This is a genomic window from Phycisphaeraceae bacterium, assembly GCA_020639155.1.
Taxonomy (GTDB): Bacteria; Planctomycetota; Phycisphaerae; order Phycisphaerales; family UBA1924; genus JACKHF01.
This window is the reverse complement of the sequence record JACKHF010000002.1, coordinates 222,825-241,002: the sequence shown is the minus strand read 5'-3', so window position 1 is coordinate 241,002 and position 18,178 is coordinate 222,825. Positions and strand designations below refer to the sequence as shown.

The 18,178-nt window shown below is 54.1% G+C and carries 10 protein-coding genes; 6 read left to right on the top strand and 4 right to left on the bottom strand.

Features of this window, described 5'->3' with window-relative positions:
- Positions 1-23: 23 nt before the first annotated feature.
- A complete protein-coding gene (locus H6815_11635; protein ID MCB9861090.1) occupies positions 24-326 on the bottom strand; it encodes a hypothetical protein in 303 nt (100 codons plus the stop codon).
- A gap of 623 nt (positions 327-949) precedes the next feature.
- Between H6815_11635 and H6815_11630 the strand changes: the two genes are divergently transcribed.
- Positions 950-1,723, top strand: a complete 774-nt coding sequence (locus tag H6815_11630; GenBank protein MCB9861089.1) for a hypothetical protein — start codon at positions 950-952, stop codon at positions 1,721-1,723.
- A 34-nt stretch (positions 1,724-1,757) separates the two neighbouring features.
- Here the strand turns inward: H6815_11630 and H6815_11625 are convergent, their stop codons facing one another.
- Entirely contained in the window at positions 1,758-4,607 is a 2,850-nt protein-coding gene (locus H6815_11625) for a hypothetical protein (protein ID MCB9861088.1), read from the bottom strand.
- A 276-nt stretch (positions 4,608-4,883) separates the two neighbouring features.
- On the opposite strand from H6815_11625, the gene H6815_11620 reads away from it, so the two are divergent.
- Both H6815_11620 and H6815_11615 read left to right on the top strand, forming a co-directional pair.
- Positions 4,884-5,837, top strand: coding sequence for a metalloregulator ArsR/SmtB family transcription factor (locus tag H6815_11620; protein MCB9861087.1), 954 nt, complete (start codon positions 4,884-4,886; stop codon positions 5,835-5,837).
- Positions 5,838-5,901: 64 nt separating this feature from the next.
- Positions 5,902-7,410: an adenosylhomocysteinase gene (locus H6815_11615; protein MCB9861086.1), complete on the top strand. Its 1,509-nt coding sequence runs from the start codon at positions 5,902-5,904 to the stop codon at positions 7,408-7,410.
- Positions 7,411-7,470: 60 nt separating this feature from the next.
- Here H6815_11615 and H6815_11610 read toward each other — a convergent pair whose 3' ends face one another.
- Positions 7,471-8,580: a DMT family transporter gene (locus H6815_11610; protein ID MCB9861085.1), complete on the bottom strand. Its 1,110-nt coding sequence runs from the start codon at positions 8,578-8,580 to the stop codon at positions 7,471-7,473.
- A 281-nt stretch (positions 8,581-8,861) separates the two neighbouring features.
- Between H6815_11610 and H6815_11605 the strand changes: the two genes are divergently transcribed.
- The 3 genes from H6815_11605 to H6815_11595 all read left to right on the top strand — a co-directional run bounded on the left by H6815_11605 (position 8,862) and on the right by H6815_11595 (position 16,391).
- Positions 8,862-11,153: a choice-of-anchor B family protein gene (locus tag H6815_11605; protein ID MCB9861084.1), complete on the top strand. Its 2,292-nt coding sequence runs from the start codon at positions 8,862-8,864 to the stop codon at positions 11,151-11,153.
- A 157-nt stretch (positions 11,154-11,310) separates the two neighbouring features.
- Positions 11,311-14,103 (top strand): hypothetical protein, encoded by a 2,793-nt coding sequence (locus tag H6815_11600; GenBank protein MCB9861083.1) that lies wholly within the window; start codon positions 11,311-11,313, stop codon positions 14,101-14,103.
- Between the two features lie 158 nt (positions 14,104-14,261).
- Entirely contained in the window at positions 14,262-16,391 is a 2,130-nt protein-coding gene (locus tag H6815_11595) for a S8 family serine peptidase (protein MCB9861082.1), read from the top strand.
- Between the two features lie 88 nt (positions 16,392-16,479).
- On the opposite strand, the gene H6815_11590 is transcribed toward H6815_11595, so the two are convergent.
- Positions 16,480-18,069 (bottom strand): peptidase S10, encoded by a 1,590-nt coding sequence (locus tag H6815_11590; GenBank protein ID MCB9861081.1) that lies wholly within the window; start codon positions 18,067-18,069, stop codon positions 16,480-16,482.
- Positions 18,070-18,178: the final 109 nt, after the last annotated feature.

The following is an 18,178-nucleotide window of genomic DNA, read 5'->3' as shown; positions in this document are numbered from 1 at the left end:
GCGCGATGGTTTGAGTATCTGACTCACACCCAGACCTGCACTACAAGATTCGGCTCCTTCGAAGATTTGTGCGACCATTCACCAACAGCGGTCGTGACAAACTTCACCTCGAAGCTGGGATTGTTCTCGAGCCATGTGTTGATCATGTCATCAACATACTCCAGCGCATCACCGGTTAACCTGCAATGGAACGATTTGACCATCACAGCGCCATGCCCCGGGCCGTGTGGCATGCGCATGATGTTGGGCACCTCGTGACCAACCGGCACGTTAGCAAGCCGCCCTTCTTCAGGCATGCTGGGATTTGGGCCTTGCTGTTCTGACATCGACGACCTCCTTTCGGTTTGACGACACAACATCAACAACACTCACACACACAATGTGACTCATCGGCAACTCGGCAGCATACTGGCCGTGAATCGCCACATCTGTGCGCGGGATTCCAAATCAAAACGAACACCGGCATACCGAACACGTACTCCCTCAAAGACGACCTCCATGGCGCAATCGGTGTCAGACATCTCTATCATGCATACAGATCCTTCTCGAACCCGAGTGACGTGCCCACGATCACCCGACACAGGGCCTTGGTAGGTGAGATACTCACTCCGATGATCTGTCAGGCGTTCTGCCTCAAACACACAACCACGGTTTCCCATATCTGCACAATCCGGCCGCTTCTTTGTCCGAAAGGCCACAAGAGGCGCTTCGGCCCCCACCTCGATGAGCCAGTCATAGTGCTCTCCGACTTCGAAATTGGCCGAACCGGGGAGATGGAGCAGCACCACCGTGCGGCATTTGTGCCCGTGCGTGCCATGCTGGTTCTCAGGCTGGATCATGACACATTCTTGACACACGACAAGCCAGTGGGTGAGATCGCCCGTACTATGCCGATATTCTCGCAGATTGCCAGTCCGCGGCCGACGCCCCAAAGCCAGGAGTTGCCCATATGCCCCGTCGATCTCTCCCGACACTGCGCCAGACAATCACGGTTTCAGTCCTTTCTGCTGCCTTTCTTGGGGCAACAGGCTGCGCGTTCTTTACCGACCGTGAACGCCCGGTTTCAGCTGTCAAAGCATCGGGACTCAAGGCAATGGAAGCCGGCGACCTTGACCTGGCTCGTCTGGAGTTTGAAGAGTATGTGGCGCGTAAACCGAGCGCTGAGGGCCGATTCCTCGCTGGACAGGTTGCTCTGAGGCAGGGCGACTATCGCAATGCGATCGACCACCTGTGGATCGCTCACGACTCAGACCCAAACCGATCGGACATCACCGACATGCTCGCCAATGCCTTGCTTGAATCGGGCAGGGAGGCTGAACTCTCAAAGTTCCTCCACGATCAGACACGTGAGCACGGCTCGCTGACTGATTATCTCCGGCTTGGGAAGTTTGCTGAGGTGATGGGCGATGCTGACACTGCTGAGCAGGCATACCTGACTGCGGCTGCAATCGACAAGGGCCAGTCCGTCGAGCCGCAGATCGCACTTGCGGACCTCTACCAGACACTTGGCGACAAGGAACGAACCCTCGACCGGCTTGCGATGGCGCTATATCTCGACCCCGAGAACACGATCATTGCAGATCGCATCCGCTCTCTTGGCGAGATCCCTGGCCAAACCTTCATGAAGATCCCGACCGAAGCCATCCGGATTGATCCGGCATTTGGCACCGAGTACACCGGTGTTGATGAAAACACCAAAGCAAATCCCCTCCCCGAGCGGTAACTTGAGAAGGGGGATATCTCTCAGCAGCAGTTACTCAAGGATCACAAGCAATAATTGCGTTGAATGCATTCAGGTAGGCCCCCAAGTCTCCTGAAGTAACATTGCCATCTGGAATCAGATTTGTCGACACACTATCCCAAATGTCGGCCTCTGGGTCAAGTTCGGCATATCGAGCCATAAAATAAGTGCGATCATCACAGTCTATTACGCCGTCTGGAACGCCAAACAACGCATCTGTAAATCTGTTTGTATGACCGCTGGTGGTAACATCGAGAAAACCGTTTGTCTCGGCTGCATCTTCGATAGCATTCATAATCAGCTCTAGTTCTGCAACCGAAGTATCGTCTTCAGCTTGCTCGTTGTAACCCCAGAAGATGAACTCGCGGGTGCCTCTCCGATAGGCAAAGACAGCAATCCGGGCTATTTCAGGCCACTCTGCAAGATAAGGTGCATCATAGGGCAGCAATCCGTTTACATCCCACGGTGTTCTTGGATAACAGATCCATGGTGCAATCGCTGTTCCCTCAAACCCGCCACCTGCGAGATAGCTTGCTTGAACATTGTGCTTAGAGCGTTCAACAAAGAGATCATCCAGATCTTCATCTTCAATTTGTGTTGCACTACTTCCGGTTTGCTTTGCATACGCGAGGTCAATCGTATCCCACCAATCATGAAACTCAGTCATAGTTTGAATGCTTGAGGTTCTGAGCGGATACAACTCAGGGGCGGAGAAATCGAGATAGTTGATAGGAGTGCTTTCCAGCCGAATCCACGGCTTGCCCTCGTACATAACTTCTGTTTCATCCGACGCATCAACCTGATTCGTTGCCATGAGGTTGTACTCACTCACGAGAATATTTTCATTGAGTTCCTGCATTGCTGGAACAAGCAGCGATTGATTCAGGGCGTACTCGTACTGCCTGCGTGCGAAGGAACGATACGCGTTTGTAAACGGATAGTTATCTCCGGATGCATCCCAAGGTGCTTTATACGCATCAAAGTTAGTACCAAGAAGGATATCGTCAAGCGTATCGGTTGTGGCTGCCCAGTATGACGCGTTGTCAAATCGACTGTCATTCGCAGCAGTGGTCCACCAATGCTGCGACCAACTTGCGCCATCGGGATACACCGCCCGATCTACACGACTCATTCCTTCTGTGTCAAAGTGGAGGCGGGTAGGAACCGGAAGACTCGCAGCTGAGAGCTGGGATTTCAACTCACGAAATATCTCGCGGGTTCGAAACGCGTTGTGCGACATCCCCTCACGATAAAACGCGATATCGAGCTCATGTCTGTCGTAGTCCAAGCCCGAGTGCCCAGAGGGAGTCGATGGATGTGATACGTTTGCAGCTAAACCCACACTTGTCGTATCCGCAGCATATCGCCATGCGGTCGGAACATCACGCCAGTTTCGTATAAGAGCAGAGACTGTCGCAGTTCCACCCGATGTAAGTGATGGCTGATCAACATACTCATCACCAGCACCCTGCGCTTCTCGACCCCAGTTCTGAAAAAACAAGCTGTACCCGTCCGAGAGTGATTTGGCACCATCACCGCTGCAATACGTAATCAACATGTCATCAATGTAATCTACCCAGCCTTTCGCCGAGGTAGCAATCGCAACAGGCGGAACAACCGAAGTACCCACGGCGCTTCCATATGGATATGGCGCAGTGTAGTTGGAGCCTGAGTTGTACGGGTCATTCGCAAAGAAGCGCACCATCGGGTAAACCCCGGCCCTGTCCCATATCGGATCGGTCCAGTTTTTCAGATTGCGATCTCCGCCAGTGAGTGTGGTCACTTCAGTTGGGACAGTCCACATGATGTACGTTGGATCATCATCCCAGTCCTGCACATAGACGCTGCGGGCAGGCGGCGCATCATCAATAGCAGCGTTGAGAGTTGCCTCATCACTATCCTGATCGAGAAACGAGTTCCAGATAGCAAGATGATGGATCGCACCGTTGAATGGATATCCCGGATCTCCATTCTCGTGATTCGCACCCAATCGAAACACACTTGGTGTGTTTGCTATTATCCACTGATTGCTGTTTGCGATTGATCGACCACTTGTCGTGTCTGAATACACAGCGAGTTCGAGTTGCTCTATTCCGATTGCCGGATCCTGAGGCTGACCGTATGCGTCAAGCTCTGTTCTGTATTTGAGAAATACCTGGAACCAATATCGATCTGTCTCGCTGGAATGCGTAAGGGTGACTTGAGGGCCATTCTGATAGGATTGCCCATTTCGAACAACGGTAAATGTTGTGTCATACGAGCTAACATCCACCTCAATAGTGATGTTTCTTACTTCTGAAGTATCGGCAGCATCGTTTCCTAAGTACAGGATGGTTCTTGATGGCGTGCCCTCAGCAGGATCTGGATCGGGTGACACAATCATGTGCAGTGTCCACTCATCCTTCTGCGACATACCAAGCGCATCGAGCGGCTCGTCACCAAAGTCTCCATATAGCAACTCAACATATCTTTCTGCACCAGCTAAGTCATTGGCTGATTCACCAAAGATCAATGCAGTGCTGCCTTCAACCCATGTTGAGTGGTCTGGCATCATCGGGAGGTAGTCAACCTCCATAAAACCAGTTTCAGGATTCGCCCACTTTTCATTCGCGCCATCGTCCTCATACGCGGTAAACACAATGGAACTTGATCCACTCGGCACTTCTGAACGGAACGAGTTCTCAAGAGGCCAATAGAAATCGGGAGAAAGTGATTCAATCGTTTCCTTGAGCCCATCGGGATATGTTCCAAGACCCGATGCATGTGATGCACATGCCACAACAGGCAGCCCACTGCAGACGATCAGCGCAGCCAATCTCCTGCTTCTGCTTCTGCTTCCTACTTCTCTCTTTGCTCTCATACTCATGTCTTTCTCCAAGACAAATGACCAGTGAGTGAGCATCATCGAGCAGTTGAACATTCAACTTCCGATAGCAATGCTCATGTCTAATAACTGATACCATGTCTCAATAAAGAACTGTTCCCTCGTTATAGGAACTCAAGGTCTGAATAGGTAAAACTCCTAGTTACGATAAAAAAGTGGACCATTGGGTCTAAAAATCAGTGTTATCAGACAATAACCGAGCTAAGTAGCCCGTTTGACATCAGAAACAGAGGTTATACTGTTTATCCGGATAAACGGATGAAACAGACTGAGGCCTCACATCTCCTGACCGAAAAACTTTCGCAGCTTGCGGATCCGACGCGGCTGCGCCTGATGTGCCTGCTCGCGAGCGCTGAGGTTTCGGTTGGAGAAATCGCAAAGGCACTCCAGCTCCCACAGTCCACAGTCAGCAGGCAGCTCAAGATCCTCGCAGAAGGCAGCTGGATTCACGGTCGTTCTGCGGGCACATCGACGTTCTATTCACTCTCTGTTGATGATCTCGACACCGACGCAGCCGCTCTCTGGCACACCGTTTCAGCGTCTGCGCAGTCGATGCCGCACGTTGCTAACGACCAGCACCGACTCGCATCGATCATTGCAGAACGCAAGGTCGATACAGCAACATACTTTGGTCGCGAAGGTGAGCACTGGGACCAGGTGCGCACCGAACTCTTTGGCGGCACATTTGCAGCAGAATCACTTCTTGCACTCATTGATCCGTTCTGGACAGTTGCAGATATCGGGTGTGGCACCGGCAATATCGCGGAACTGCTCGCACCGTGGGTTAAGCAGGTTGTGCTGATAGATCAAGCTGAACACATGCTTGAAGGTGCAAAGGTTCGGCTGTCTGCATATCCGAATGTTGTGTTCAAGCAAGGTAGTGCGGACGCAATTCCTGTTGATGATGCCTCGGTTGATGTTGCAGTGCTCTCGCTGGTGCTCCATCACACGGACTCACCATCAGACGCGCTGCATGAAGCTCGTCGCATTCTCAAACCCCAGGGCCTCCTGCTCGTTATCGATATGGTCGCACACAACCGCGAGCAGATGAGCAGGCAAATGGGACACAAACATCTTGGATTCGACGAGCCGACCTTCGCTCAATGGTGCAGAGATGCAAGCTTTGCACCTCCGATCTGGCGTGTGCTTCCGTGCAGGGATGCAACGTCCGGCCCGCCACTGTTTACAGCAATTGCTCGCGCAGCCGAGTGATTCTTGTCGATACACGTTTCCATCCACCCAAGCCGTTTTTCACCATCACACGGAGTGACCACACATGGCGACAGCAACCGCACCAGAAGCAACACCACAGGCAGCGCAGATCGGCTCAGTCGATTTCCGCGTTCGCGATCTCAACCTCGCCTCATGGGGCAGGAACGAAATCCGTCTCGCAGAACACGAGATGCCGGGACTGATGGCACTTCGCGCAAAGTACGGCAAGGACCAACCGCTCAAGGGTTTGAAGGTTGCAGGTTCACTGCACATGACCATCCAGACAGCGGTCCTGATCGAAACACTCACCGCACTCGGCGCAAACGTCCGCTGGTGCTCGTGCAACATCTTCTCGACGCAGGACCACGCTGCTGCAGCAGTCGTTGTTGGTCGTTCCGAGACCGGCGGCACGCCTGAGAATCCCAAGGGCACATCCGTCTTCGCGTGGAAGGGTGAGAATCTGGAAGAGTACTGGTGGTGCACTAACCAGATGCTGACATGGCCTGATGGCTCGGGTCCTGATCTGCTCGTTGACGACGGTGGTGACGCGACACTGCTCCTCCACAAGGGGTACCAGTTCGAAAAGGCTGGCTCCGTCCCGGCGTTTGATGCGAACAACGACTCCGAAGAATGGGGTGTCATCCTTGATCTCATCCGTGATCTCCAGAAAACCGAGCCGGGCAAGTGGACGAAGGTCTCGCCCAAGGTCAAGGGTGTCAGCGAAGAGACCACAACAGGCGTGCATCGCATGTACCAGATGGCGGAGAAGGGCGAGCTGCTCTTCCCGTGCATCAACGTGAACGATTCGGTCACGAAGTCAAAGTTCGACAATATCTACGGCTGCCGTCACTCGCTCATCGATGGTCTCAACCGTGCAACGGACACCATGCTCTCGGGCAAGGTCGCGGTCGTGTGCGGATACGGCGATGTCGGCAAGGGATGCGTGCAATCGCTCCGCGGACAGGGCTGCCGTGTGATCGTTACGGAGATTGACCCAATCTGCGCACTGCAGGCAGCGATGGAAGGCATCGAGGTCAAGACACTCGATGATGTTGTCGAGTGGGCTGACATCTTCGTCACCACCACCGGCAACAAGGACATCATCACTGCTGATCACATGCAGAAGATGAAGAACAAGGCGATCATCGGGAACATCGGCCACTTCGACAACGAGATCGACATGGCTGGCCTGAAGAAGATCCCCGGCTCAAAGAAGGTCAATATCAAGCCGCAGTTCGACGAGTGGGAACTGCCCAGCGGCAAGAGCATCCTCGTGCTCGCCGAGGGCCGACTGCTCAACCTCGGCTGCGCAACAGGCCATCCGAGCTTTGTGATGAGCGCATCCTTCACGAATCAGGTCATCGCGCAGATTGAACTGGCGAAGGAGTGCGTCCACTCAAACGGCAAGTACGAGAACAAGGTCTACGTGCTACCGAAGATCCTCGACGAAGAGGTCGCACGTCTGCATCTGCAGCATCTTGGTGTGAAGCTGACCAAGCTCACACAATCGCAGGCTGATTACCTCGGCATTCCTGTCGAGGGGCCGTACAAGCCGAACCACTACCGCTACTAAGCCATAGAAGTTACTGGCACTGCGCGAGCCCGATCGAAAGGTTGGGCTCGCGTTTTTCTATCATGATGCAGCTGTTTCAGCACACGCGTCTGTCACGGTTTCTGTGATCTCGATCATGACTGCTTCATCGCTCACAGTTGTAGCGCGTGCGGATGTCGATGATGCAATGCCATGCATCTTCCACGGATCACGCCGGCGCGTTAGCTGCTTGCACCAGAGCACAAGCACTGCACCAAAGACCGAGATCAACCCCGCTTGCCACTGCTCCATGCTCAGCACTTCGCCATAGAAGTAAAACGAAGCGATCGACACGAACACAGGTTGGAGTTGCACAACACCCGAAGAGATCGCAAGCCCAAGCCGATTGATCGAGTGGTAGTAGAACACGTGCCCAAGTGCAATCCCGATGACAGCTGACACGAGCAGCCAGACAAACTGCGACGCGCTCAACTTGTTGATTGCGGACATCCCCTGCTGCTCGCCGAACACCACCATAAGGGTGACCATGACGGCAGCGGTGTACAGGCTGATCACCGAGAACGAACGGATCGCGTTGATGCCCTGCATGAAATGGCGCACACTCAACGCGTACGCTGCAAAGCCCGCGCCCGCACCCACAGCGAGTAACACTCCACCAAGCGTTGCGCCGACAAGCGGCTCACTCCCGAGCACAACCGTCCCCGTTGTACCGAGGATCACGAGCAGGATACCGAGCAGATACTCAGGGATCCCGATGACCTTGCGCTCAGCGGCGAAAAAGATGGCTGCACCGATCGCAGCAAACACGATGTTTGATCGCAAACCAAAGGTCAAAAGTCCAGGGCTGATTTTGTAATGTGCCCATGTAAAGAGGATCTGCGAGCCAGCATTGATCATCGCTGGAATGAGAGCCAACTTCCACACCCGCTTGGGAAGTGTCCTGTTTGTCAGACCGATCACAATAACTGGCAACCAGAGCAGCGCTGAAAACCCATACCGCCATCCATTGCTCGTCCAGAAATCGATGTGCTTGTCTGCAAAGAACTTGAGGAACAACGGCACACTAGACCAGCCAATGAGCGTCACGAGAATCGTGACTGTTCCGTCAATCTTCTGCCATGCGTTTGGCTCAGCCGCCATCGCGGAATGGCTCTGACCGACACGAGGTGTCCTTGCCTGATCGGTCGGCATTGCTCTCACACTTTCCGGGTGGTGATCCGAGAAGTCCCATGACATTGGTTGAGACAGAGAATCATCATAACCCTGTCAGACTGCAAACACGAAGCTGAAATCTTGGATTTTTTCAGAAAAACCCGGGTTTGGCATCAATAAAGGAATCATTATCCTGTATCCTGCGAAGGTGCAAGGGGTGGTCGTTCTGGCCAGCCCTTCTGGATCACATGGTTGCGAAGACACCCGCAAGAAATCTGCGTTGTGTGGTGTGTTCTTCGCGTTCTGAAGAAAGGGTTCGTATGCGCACTCATTCTGGATTTTTGGCCTCTGCAGCCAAGCCTGGTATTCTGCTCGCGGCGGCGACAGCCTTTGCGGTCGGTGTATTCCCCATCATTCAAGACGCTTTCGCGCACGATGAGGACTGGCGCAAGCTGGTTGGTCGTGACCCGATGTACACTGGGCCTGCGTTTATCAACGGCGAGTACATCAATGCTGATGGCACCAAAGCTGCACCGCCAGCAAATGGTAACTTTACTGATAACGCGAACGTCACGCTGTTGGCACATCTGCCGCTGAATCAGTTCTCTGGCGGCTCGTCGTCGGGCAACGATTGCTGGGGTTATGTGTCGCCTTCAGGTCGCGAGTACGCGATCATGGGGTTGCAGCGCGGCTACGGGTTTGTTGAAATCACTGACCCGTCAAATCCCGTCATTGTGGGTGTCATCCCCGGCCCCTCAAGCAGCTGGCATGACATCAAGGTCATTGGCACACATGCGTATGGTGTCAGTGAAGCAGGCTCAGGCATCCAAGTCATCGACCTGTCAAACCTTGACAGTGGCTCTGTGACACTTGTTCAGAACAAGGTGCAGTCAGGCCATTCCAGCACGCACAACATCGTTGCTAACCCTGACTCCGGTTACCTTTATCTTGTCGGTGCGAACATCTCGAACGGTGGTCTCGTTGCTGTTGATACAAATGCCGATCCCACAAACCCGACAATCGTCGGAAGCTGGAATACACGCTACTGCCATGACGCGCAGGTCGTCAGCTTCACCTCAGGTCCCTACGCAGGTCGTGAAATCGCATACTGCTGCAACGAGGACCGTATTGACATCGTGGACGTGACAAACAAGAGCAACATGTTCACAGTTGGTTCGACAAGCTACTCCGGTGCATCCTACACGCATCAAGGCTGGCTGAGCGAGGATCGCACGTTGTTCTACTCGAACGACGAACTCGACGAACAGGGTGGCGTGGTCAATGTGACAACCACCCGCATCTTTGATGTCTCAGACATCACCAACCCAACGTATGTTGGCTCGTTCACCAGCGGCGAGACCTCGATCGACCACAACAACTACGTCCACAACGGCTATCTCTATCAGGCAAACTACACGTCCGGGCTTCAGGTCTTCGATCTGTGCAATCCGACATCGCCCGTTCGTGTCGCAAACTATGACACGCATTCCAGCAGCAGCTTCTCATTCAACGGCGCATGGAGCGTGTATCCGTTCTTCCCATCCGGCACTGTCATCATCAGTGACATCAACTCCGGTCTCTACATCTTCGATGTGAACGAGGCTTCCGCACCAGCAACAACGCTGGTCACAACACCAACGCAGCTTTCACCAAACACACCAGAGAGTGTGACGGCAGATGTCGAGTCATGCGGCTCGGCCGTTGATACTGTGACTCTGAACGTCAGCATTGATGGCGGCGCAACAATGCAATCGCCCATGACGTTGGTCTCAGGCAACACCTACGAAGGTTCGATACCCGGCGCACCGTGCTACAGCGAAGTGACATACTGGATTGAAGCCACCAATCTCGCTGGCGGTTCGAGCACAAGTGCATCAACCACGGCAAGCGTCTTCACTGGAATCAACGTTGCATTCAGCGATAACTTCCAGACCAACACCGGCTGGGCGGAAGCGAACCTTGGCGCAACAACAGGCGACTGGGAACGCGGCGTTCCTGTCAACGATCCGGGTTGGGCGTACGACCCGGAGTCTGATTCTGATGGCTCAGGTTCCTGCTACCTGACAGACAACCAGGCTGGCAACACCGACGTTGACGATGGCTCAGTGCAGCTCACCTCACCAACCATGGACATGTCCGGTGCCAACGTTGAGTTTGCGTATGATTACTTCCTGAACATGACAGACTCGTCCACCGATCGTCTGCGTGTTGAAGCAAACAACAATAACGGATCTGGTGCATGGACAGTTATCGTTGACCATGATTCCAGTGGTGGACTCAACTGGCGCACCCACGTCATCACAGCAGACGACCTGACTGCTGCCGGCGTGACCCCCACATCAACAATGCGTTTCCGCTTCACCGCGAACGACAGCAACCCGCAGTCGATCGTCGAAGCAGGCCTTGACGCAGTCAAGGTTCAGAGCGTTCTCTGCGAATCGGCGTGCTATGCCGACTGCGATGGCAGTGGTTCGCTGAATGTGTTTGATTACATCTGTTTCGGCAACGCATATGCAGCAAATGATCCATATGCAGACTGCGACAACAGTGGTGGTTTGAATGTCTTCGATTACATCTGCTTCGGCAACGAATATGCTGCAGGCTGCCCGTAATCCAGGCACGATGACCATGTGTACAGCCTCATCGAGTTGAGGCTGAGATACGATTTTTTATGGATGCCTGTACTGAAAAGTGCAGGCATCTGCTTCATTCGGATCGTGGGGTTACTTTCGCGTGATGTGTTTAATACCAAGAAAGTGAGTGTTGTCCATGCCATCAGGTTTCTTCCGTCCCCGATCTGTCCGCTGCCTCGCTCTGATTGCAGCAGCCGGACTTGCAGGGGTCTGCGCATCGTCAGTTGCAGACTCAGTTGACCCGACATCCGTCACCGCATTGCAAGCGGCGTACCCCGGTGTTCGCGTGTATGCGAATGATGCCGTTTCCAACGGATGGAACACCAAGTTCTATGGCAAGCCCATGACCACTGGCGCAACCCCGCAAGCGGCCGTCAATGCTTGGCTTGCCCAGCATGACACCGCATTCGGCGCGGGAAAGCTCGAACTCTCGCTCGATCACGTCGTCCAGATCATGGAGGACAAGTTCACGGCGTTCCAATACTCACAATCTCGCAACGGCGTGCCGGTTGAGCATGGGCAGTTGATCGTGCTGGTCCTGAACAAGGTCGCCAGCCCAAGGAATATTGATGAAGTTGTCTACGTCAGTGGCACGCTTGCTGATGAGGTCGTCAATGGTCCAGCACCTGTTCTTGGCGAGGCCCAGAGTATTAACGCTGCACGCCGGATCGGCGAGTTCACACACCTGACACTCTGGACTCAGCCACAACTTGTTGTGTACTTCGGTGAAACGATCCGTGAGGAAGCACGACTCGCATGGAAAACAACGGGTGCAGTTGACACCGCTGTGCATGGACTTGAGCACATGGACGGGTGGACAGTGTTCGTTGATGCACAAACTGGCAAGGTGCTCCATACACGCACGGAAGTGCTCAACTATGATCCTGAACAGGTTGATGTATCGGGCACAGTCAGGGGAAATGGTTCTCCCGGCACACTTCCCGATATTGCGACGAATCCGCCGCAACCGATGGCGCTTCCCATTCTGCGCGTTGATCAGTCGGGTGGTAATAGCGCGTATACAGATGCCGATGGGCACTACACCATTCCGTTTGGTGGCACGGGCAGTGTGAGCATCAACTCATCACTGGATAACGGGCAATGGGTGAACATCAACAACAACGGCACCGGTGGCGTGCTGACTGCATCCGGCACATTTACAGCTGGACCGAACGCAGATCTGCTCTTCAATCAGACGCCAACAGAACATCTGACTTCACAAATCAACGTGTTTGCTCATACAACCATTGCACATAACTACATCACAGATCGTGCGCCGTCCTACACCGCGCTCGATATCAACATCGATGCAAACTGCAATATCAACGACGTGTGCAACGCTGGGTATACAAATGTTGGAGGTCATTCAATCAACTTCTTCCGTTCCGGCGGTGGGTGTGTGAACTCGGGTTATGCAGGCGTGATCTCGCACGAGTATGGCCATTTCATGGTCAATCGTCGTAGTTTGTCGCAGGGCGCGTTCGGTGAGGGATTTGGCGACACATGTTCCATCCTGATCTTCGATGATCCGATCCTCGGCAGAGGGTTCTATGGTCCTGGCACAGTGGTGCGTGATCCGGTTGGTGAGAATCTGCAATATCCGTGCTCGGGCGCTATTCACTTCTGCGGCATGCTGCTTGGCGGCACATGGTGGGATATCCGCCAGAACATGGGCACGACATATGGTTCACAGCCTGGTCTTGAACTCACACGCGATCTGCACGTCGCGTGGTATCTGATCACATCAGGCGGTCAGGGTTCAAACTCTGCACACCCCGGCACCGCGATCGAAGTGCTTACCGTGGACGACAACGATGGGAATCTTGAAAACGGTACGCCGAACTACAACGAGATCTGCGCTGCATTCAGCAGCCACAGTATTGATTGCCCAGAACTTCTGCTGCTGTCGTTCTCATATCCTGCAGGTATGCCATCCGAACTGACACCACAACAGCCGACGTCATTCCTCGTCGATGTTGCGGGGCTGAACGGAACACCAGCGGCAAACTCCGGCGAGTTGGTGTACCGTGTTGATGGCGGGGTGTTCACCACAGTCGCGATGAACTCGGTAGGAACCAACCAGTATCAAGCAGTGCTGCCCGGCGTGCCATGCACATCTGTGGTCGAATACTACGTACGTGCTGGTGCAACCAACGGTGGCGTTCAGACCGACCCGTCGAATGCGCCAGCGTCACTGTTTACAGCAGTTGCTGGACAGGTGAGCGTCGCAATTGATGACAACTTCCAGACCAATATGGGCTGGACTGCTGCAAACCTCGGTGCAACGACGGGTGACTGGCAGCGCGGCGTGCCTGTGAATGATCCAAGTTGGGCGTACGACCCCGAATCTGACTCAGATGGCTCGGGTTCATGCTACCTCACACAGAACCAGACTGGCAACACCGATGTCGATGATGGCGCAGTCGAGTTGACATCACCCACGATCGATATGTCCGGTGAGGCTGTCATTGGCAGTTACGACTACTACCTCAATCTCACCGACAGTTCTACGGACCGGCTGCGCGTCGAAGTGAATAACAACGATGGCGTTGGCGCATGGACCGTGCTTGTCGATCACAACACAAACAACGGACTGGAGTGGACAACACACACGTTCACAGGTGATGATCTGCTGGCAGTTGGTGTCGCACCGACCAGCACCATGCGCCTCCGCTTCACCGCGAATGACTCAAATCCGCAATCGATCGTCGAATCCGGTCTTGATGCCGTGCGAGTACGAAATGTTTCGTGCGGAGTGGCCTGTTATGCAGACTGCGATGGCAGCGGCACCCTGAACGTGTTCGACTACATCTGCTTCGGGAACGCATATGCATCGAATGATCCATATGCTGACTGTGACAACAGCGGCGGTCTCAACGTCTTTGATTACATCTGCTTCGGAAACGAGTACGCGGCAGGCTGCCCGTAAGTTCTTTCAGAGTAATCTCTTGCAGCACCCGCAACTTCTTTGGTTGCGGGTGCTTTTTTATCAAATCAGACTGAATTCCGGGTATTTTTCTCTCAAGAATATTGTACGAAAAAACAGAACCGTGTAGGATGCATACGTCCACGCACCGGGAGAACACCATGAGAAGGTTCACATGCTTACTTTTGTTTGCGTCGATCACTGGTTCGTGCGCATTCGCGGATGATTCCTTTGTTCGCTTGCGTTATGCCACATTCGATCCGGTCAACGGCGTGCTTCCAGCAGTCGATCATGTGTTGCTGGCACCAGCGGACTGTTCACTCTATCTTGTCCAGTTGCATGGTGTTTCGACAGAGGCAAAGCGGCAGCAGATCGTTGCTGCAGGTGGTGAGATACTCAGATTCTTTACCGATCATGTGCATGTCGTCTCGGCATCACCCGAAGCGATTGCACGCATCAGGCAACTGACGGATGTACGCTGGGTCGGACAAAACCATCCTGCATACAGGCTTGATGATGCTGCGATGTACTTTGCAACCACAACAACAGAGACTGCGGCACAGCGATGGTCCATCGAAGTCTATCGAACCGACAGTAGTGATGCGCTCGTTGTCAGAGACTCTATCGAGTCCATTGGTGGTATTGCGCACGTACCGAATAATGTCACCCGGCGATTCGAAGCAACACTCACCCCAACTCAACTGCTTGCTGTTATCCGCTTGGACGAGGTCGCATTTATCGACGCGTGGGGACCAGGCGGACCCGACATGGACATCGCTCGCATCGTCATGGGAAGCAACGATGTGCAGTCCGGCGGGCTCGACTATTCGGGTCAGGGTGTCAATGGGCAGGTGTTTGATGTCGGACTCTGCACAACCAATCCAGAGTGGAAACTCCCGCCAGTTGTCCAGAGCACATCGCCGGGAACCAATATCACCCATGGCACACCTGTGTACGGGATTGTGTTTGCGCAGGGCTTGAGTCCGATGCACAAGGGACATCTGCCTGAGGCGCAGGGCATCTTCTACCAGTACACAGAGTCTTCGCAGTTCGGCGGCACAACAACGCCGCTCGACATCGCGCAGGAACTTGTTGATCCTGCTGGTCCATATCGCGCCGTGTTCTCGACGTCGAGTGTTGGAAGTTCGCGCACAACACAGTACACAACCATCTCCGCAGAAACCGATGACGTGCTTTTCCAGACCGATCTGCTCACGTGCCAGGCGCTTGGAAACTCTGGCCCCGTTGCGGAAGGTCGGCCACAGGCTTGGGCAAAGAACATTGTCACAGCTGGCGCCTTCCAGCATAACGAGAGCACAGATCCAAACACGTACACCGCAAGCGGATCATCTATCGGCCCAGCCACGGACGGCAGAATCAAGCCGGATCTCAACGGGTTTTATGACAGCGTCGACACGACGGCTGGCTGCACCGGGTACGGCGTGTTCGGTGGCTCGTCCGCAGCGACACCCATGATCTGTGGTCCGTTCGGTGTGTTCTTCCAGATGTGGCACGAGAACGTATGGAACACAGGCGGCGGCGCAAGCGTGTTTGATTCACGCCCGACATCATCAACAGCACGTGCAGCAATGATCAGCACCGCGACGCGACCGACCACCATCAGCCCATCGTTCAATCGATATGCGCAGTCATGGGGACTTCCAAGTCTGAAACGTCTCTACGACGAGCGACAGAAGACATTTATCATCGACGGCGAGTATCCGCTCAACGAGCAGGAAACACTCCAGTTTGGTGTGTGTGCAACATCAAGCACACCCGAGCTTCGAGTGACACTTGTCTATCTCGATCCACCCGGCACTGTCGGTGCTGCGCAGCATCGTGTGAACGATGTCTCGTTGCGCGTTTTCTCACCATCAGGCACCGTGTATACGGGCAATGCTGGCCTGATCGGTAGTAACTTCAGCACAGCAAGCACAATATTGAATGACACAGATACGGTCGAGAATGTGTTTATCGAAAACCCGGAAGTTGGCGAGTGGGTGATCGAGATCATCGGGTCAGAGATTGCTGTTGATACTGACCCCATGACACCGGGGACGAACACGAGATTCTCCCTCTGGGCAGTGGGCGCGTTTGGTGGAGGCATCGGGTGCGAGTGTGGATACGTCGATTGCGATGGCAGCGGCAGCGTCAATATCTTCGATTACATCTGCTTCGGGAATGAGTACGCTGCAGGAAACGCGTACGCAGACTGCGATGGCAACGGCACTCTGAATGTCTTTGACTATATCTGCTTCGGAAACGAGTACTCGCTTAGCAAGTGCAGGTAGTCACATGTATACATATCTACCGCGATCAAGATAAACAAGCCCAGGGATTGCGATCCCTGGGCTTGTTGGTTTGCAGGTATCGCAACTGTTATTTCAATGTATCCTGATAGAACGCAGCAACGTCGTCCTTCAGTTTGTGCAGATCCTCGATGCGCACGTACATCATATGGCCAGACTCGTAGTATGTCCGCGTCAGATTTTGACGGATCGACGGATCAAGCTGCATGTGATCTGCTGTATAGTCCATTGCGAAGTACGGCGTCGCGAGATCATAATATCCCGAGCACGCCAGCACCTTCAGATCTGAGTTCTTCGTCATCGCGCTGCGAAGTGTCTCGCCAACGTTCACGTACGAGTTCTCGTTGCTTCCGTAGCTCCACGGATGCACACGACCGGTCAGGATCTCATACACCAGATCGTTCTCGTACTCCAGTTCGGTTCGCACGTACTCGTACAGTGCGCCGGTGTATGGCCCCAGAATCGCGGTCATGCTGGGATCATGATCGGGTGAATCGCCGACGCTGTTGCGATCGGTGCCGACATATCTGCTGTCAAGACGCCCCACTGTTCTGTGCTCATCGCGGAGCAGTTCCTTCGTGAAGTTGTGGATCACCGGTCGCAGATCACACTGCTTGATGTAGTCAACACTGAGTCCGGTGAGTGAGCTGAGCTTGCGCGCGACGTTGTCATACTCACTCGGTGTCAGTGCGCTGCCCTTCGCCAGTGCGATCAGATACTCGCCAGACGCGAACTCCTCTGATTCCTTCAGCACAGCATCAAGCCCGCGGATGCGATCGGGATCGATCTTCTTGTGATACCACGCGGTTGCCGTGTATGTCGGCAGATACAGCCAGTACGGCGTGTCGTTGCCCACATCAAATCGCGCGGTCTGGAAGTTCAGGATCGGCGAGATCAGCACGATGCCGTTCAGATCCATCCCGTACGTGTCCTGCAGATATCCGGAGAGCGCTGCACACCGTGTTGTGCCGTAACTCTCGCCCGCGAGGAACTTGGGTGAAGGCCAGCGGTTGTGCTTTGTCACATACAATCGGATGAAATCGCCCACGTGGCGCGAGTCCTCGCGCAACCCGTGAAACTGCTTTGCATTCTCGCCCTCGACCGGCCTGCTGTATCCAGTGGTTACCGGATCAATAAACACAAGATCGGTGATGTCCAGCCAGGACGCTTCATTATCGACAAGCACGTACGGAGGCGGAAGACGTTCTCCCTCGTCACCCATCACCACACGGCGCGGCCCCAGCGCACCAAGGTGCAGCCACACACTCGACGACCCTGGGCCGCCGTTGAATGCAAACGTAATTGGTCGATTCGAACGCCACGAGACACTGTCACGAGTGCCATCATCCGGTTCAACAAAGTACGCGGTGTAGAACACGTTGGACTTGTGCTCGCCGTTGTAGTTCGGCATCTCCATGTACCCGCACTGGGCAACATAGTTGATTGTGCGCGCGCTTGCACCTGTCCCAATCGTTATTGAATGATGCGTTTCAACGACCTTCTCGCTTGCGAGCGGGCCGGACGCAGCATCCGGCTTCTTGTCTGACGCGCCCTGCTTTGAATCGGACTGTGCAACTGTATCCGGCTCATGCGCATGGTGTCTTGTTTCTGATGTGTTCTGGCTCGGCTCGGGTTGCGCTACCACACAGTGCGTACTCATGCACAGCGCGCAGACGCCAGCGACCAGAGTTTCCTTCCATTTCAATCGTGCCATGTACTGCTCTCCCCTTGTCTGCAATGTGGTCTGTGATGTGATTTTTCATGAGGAA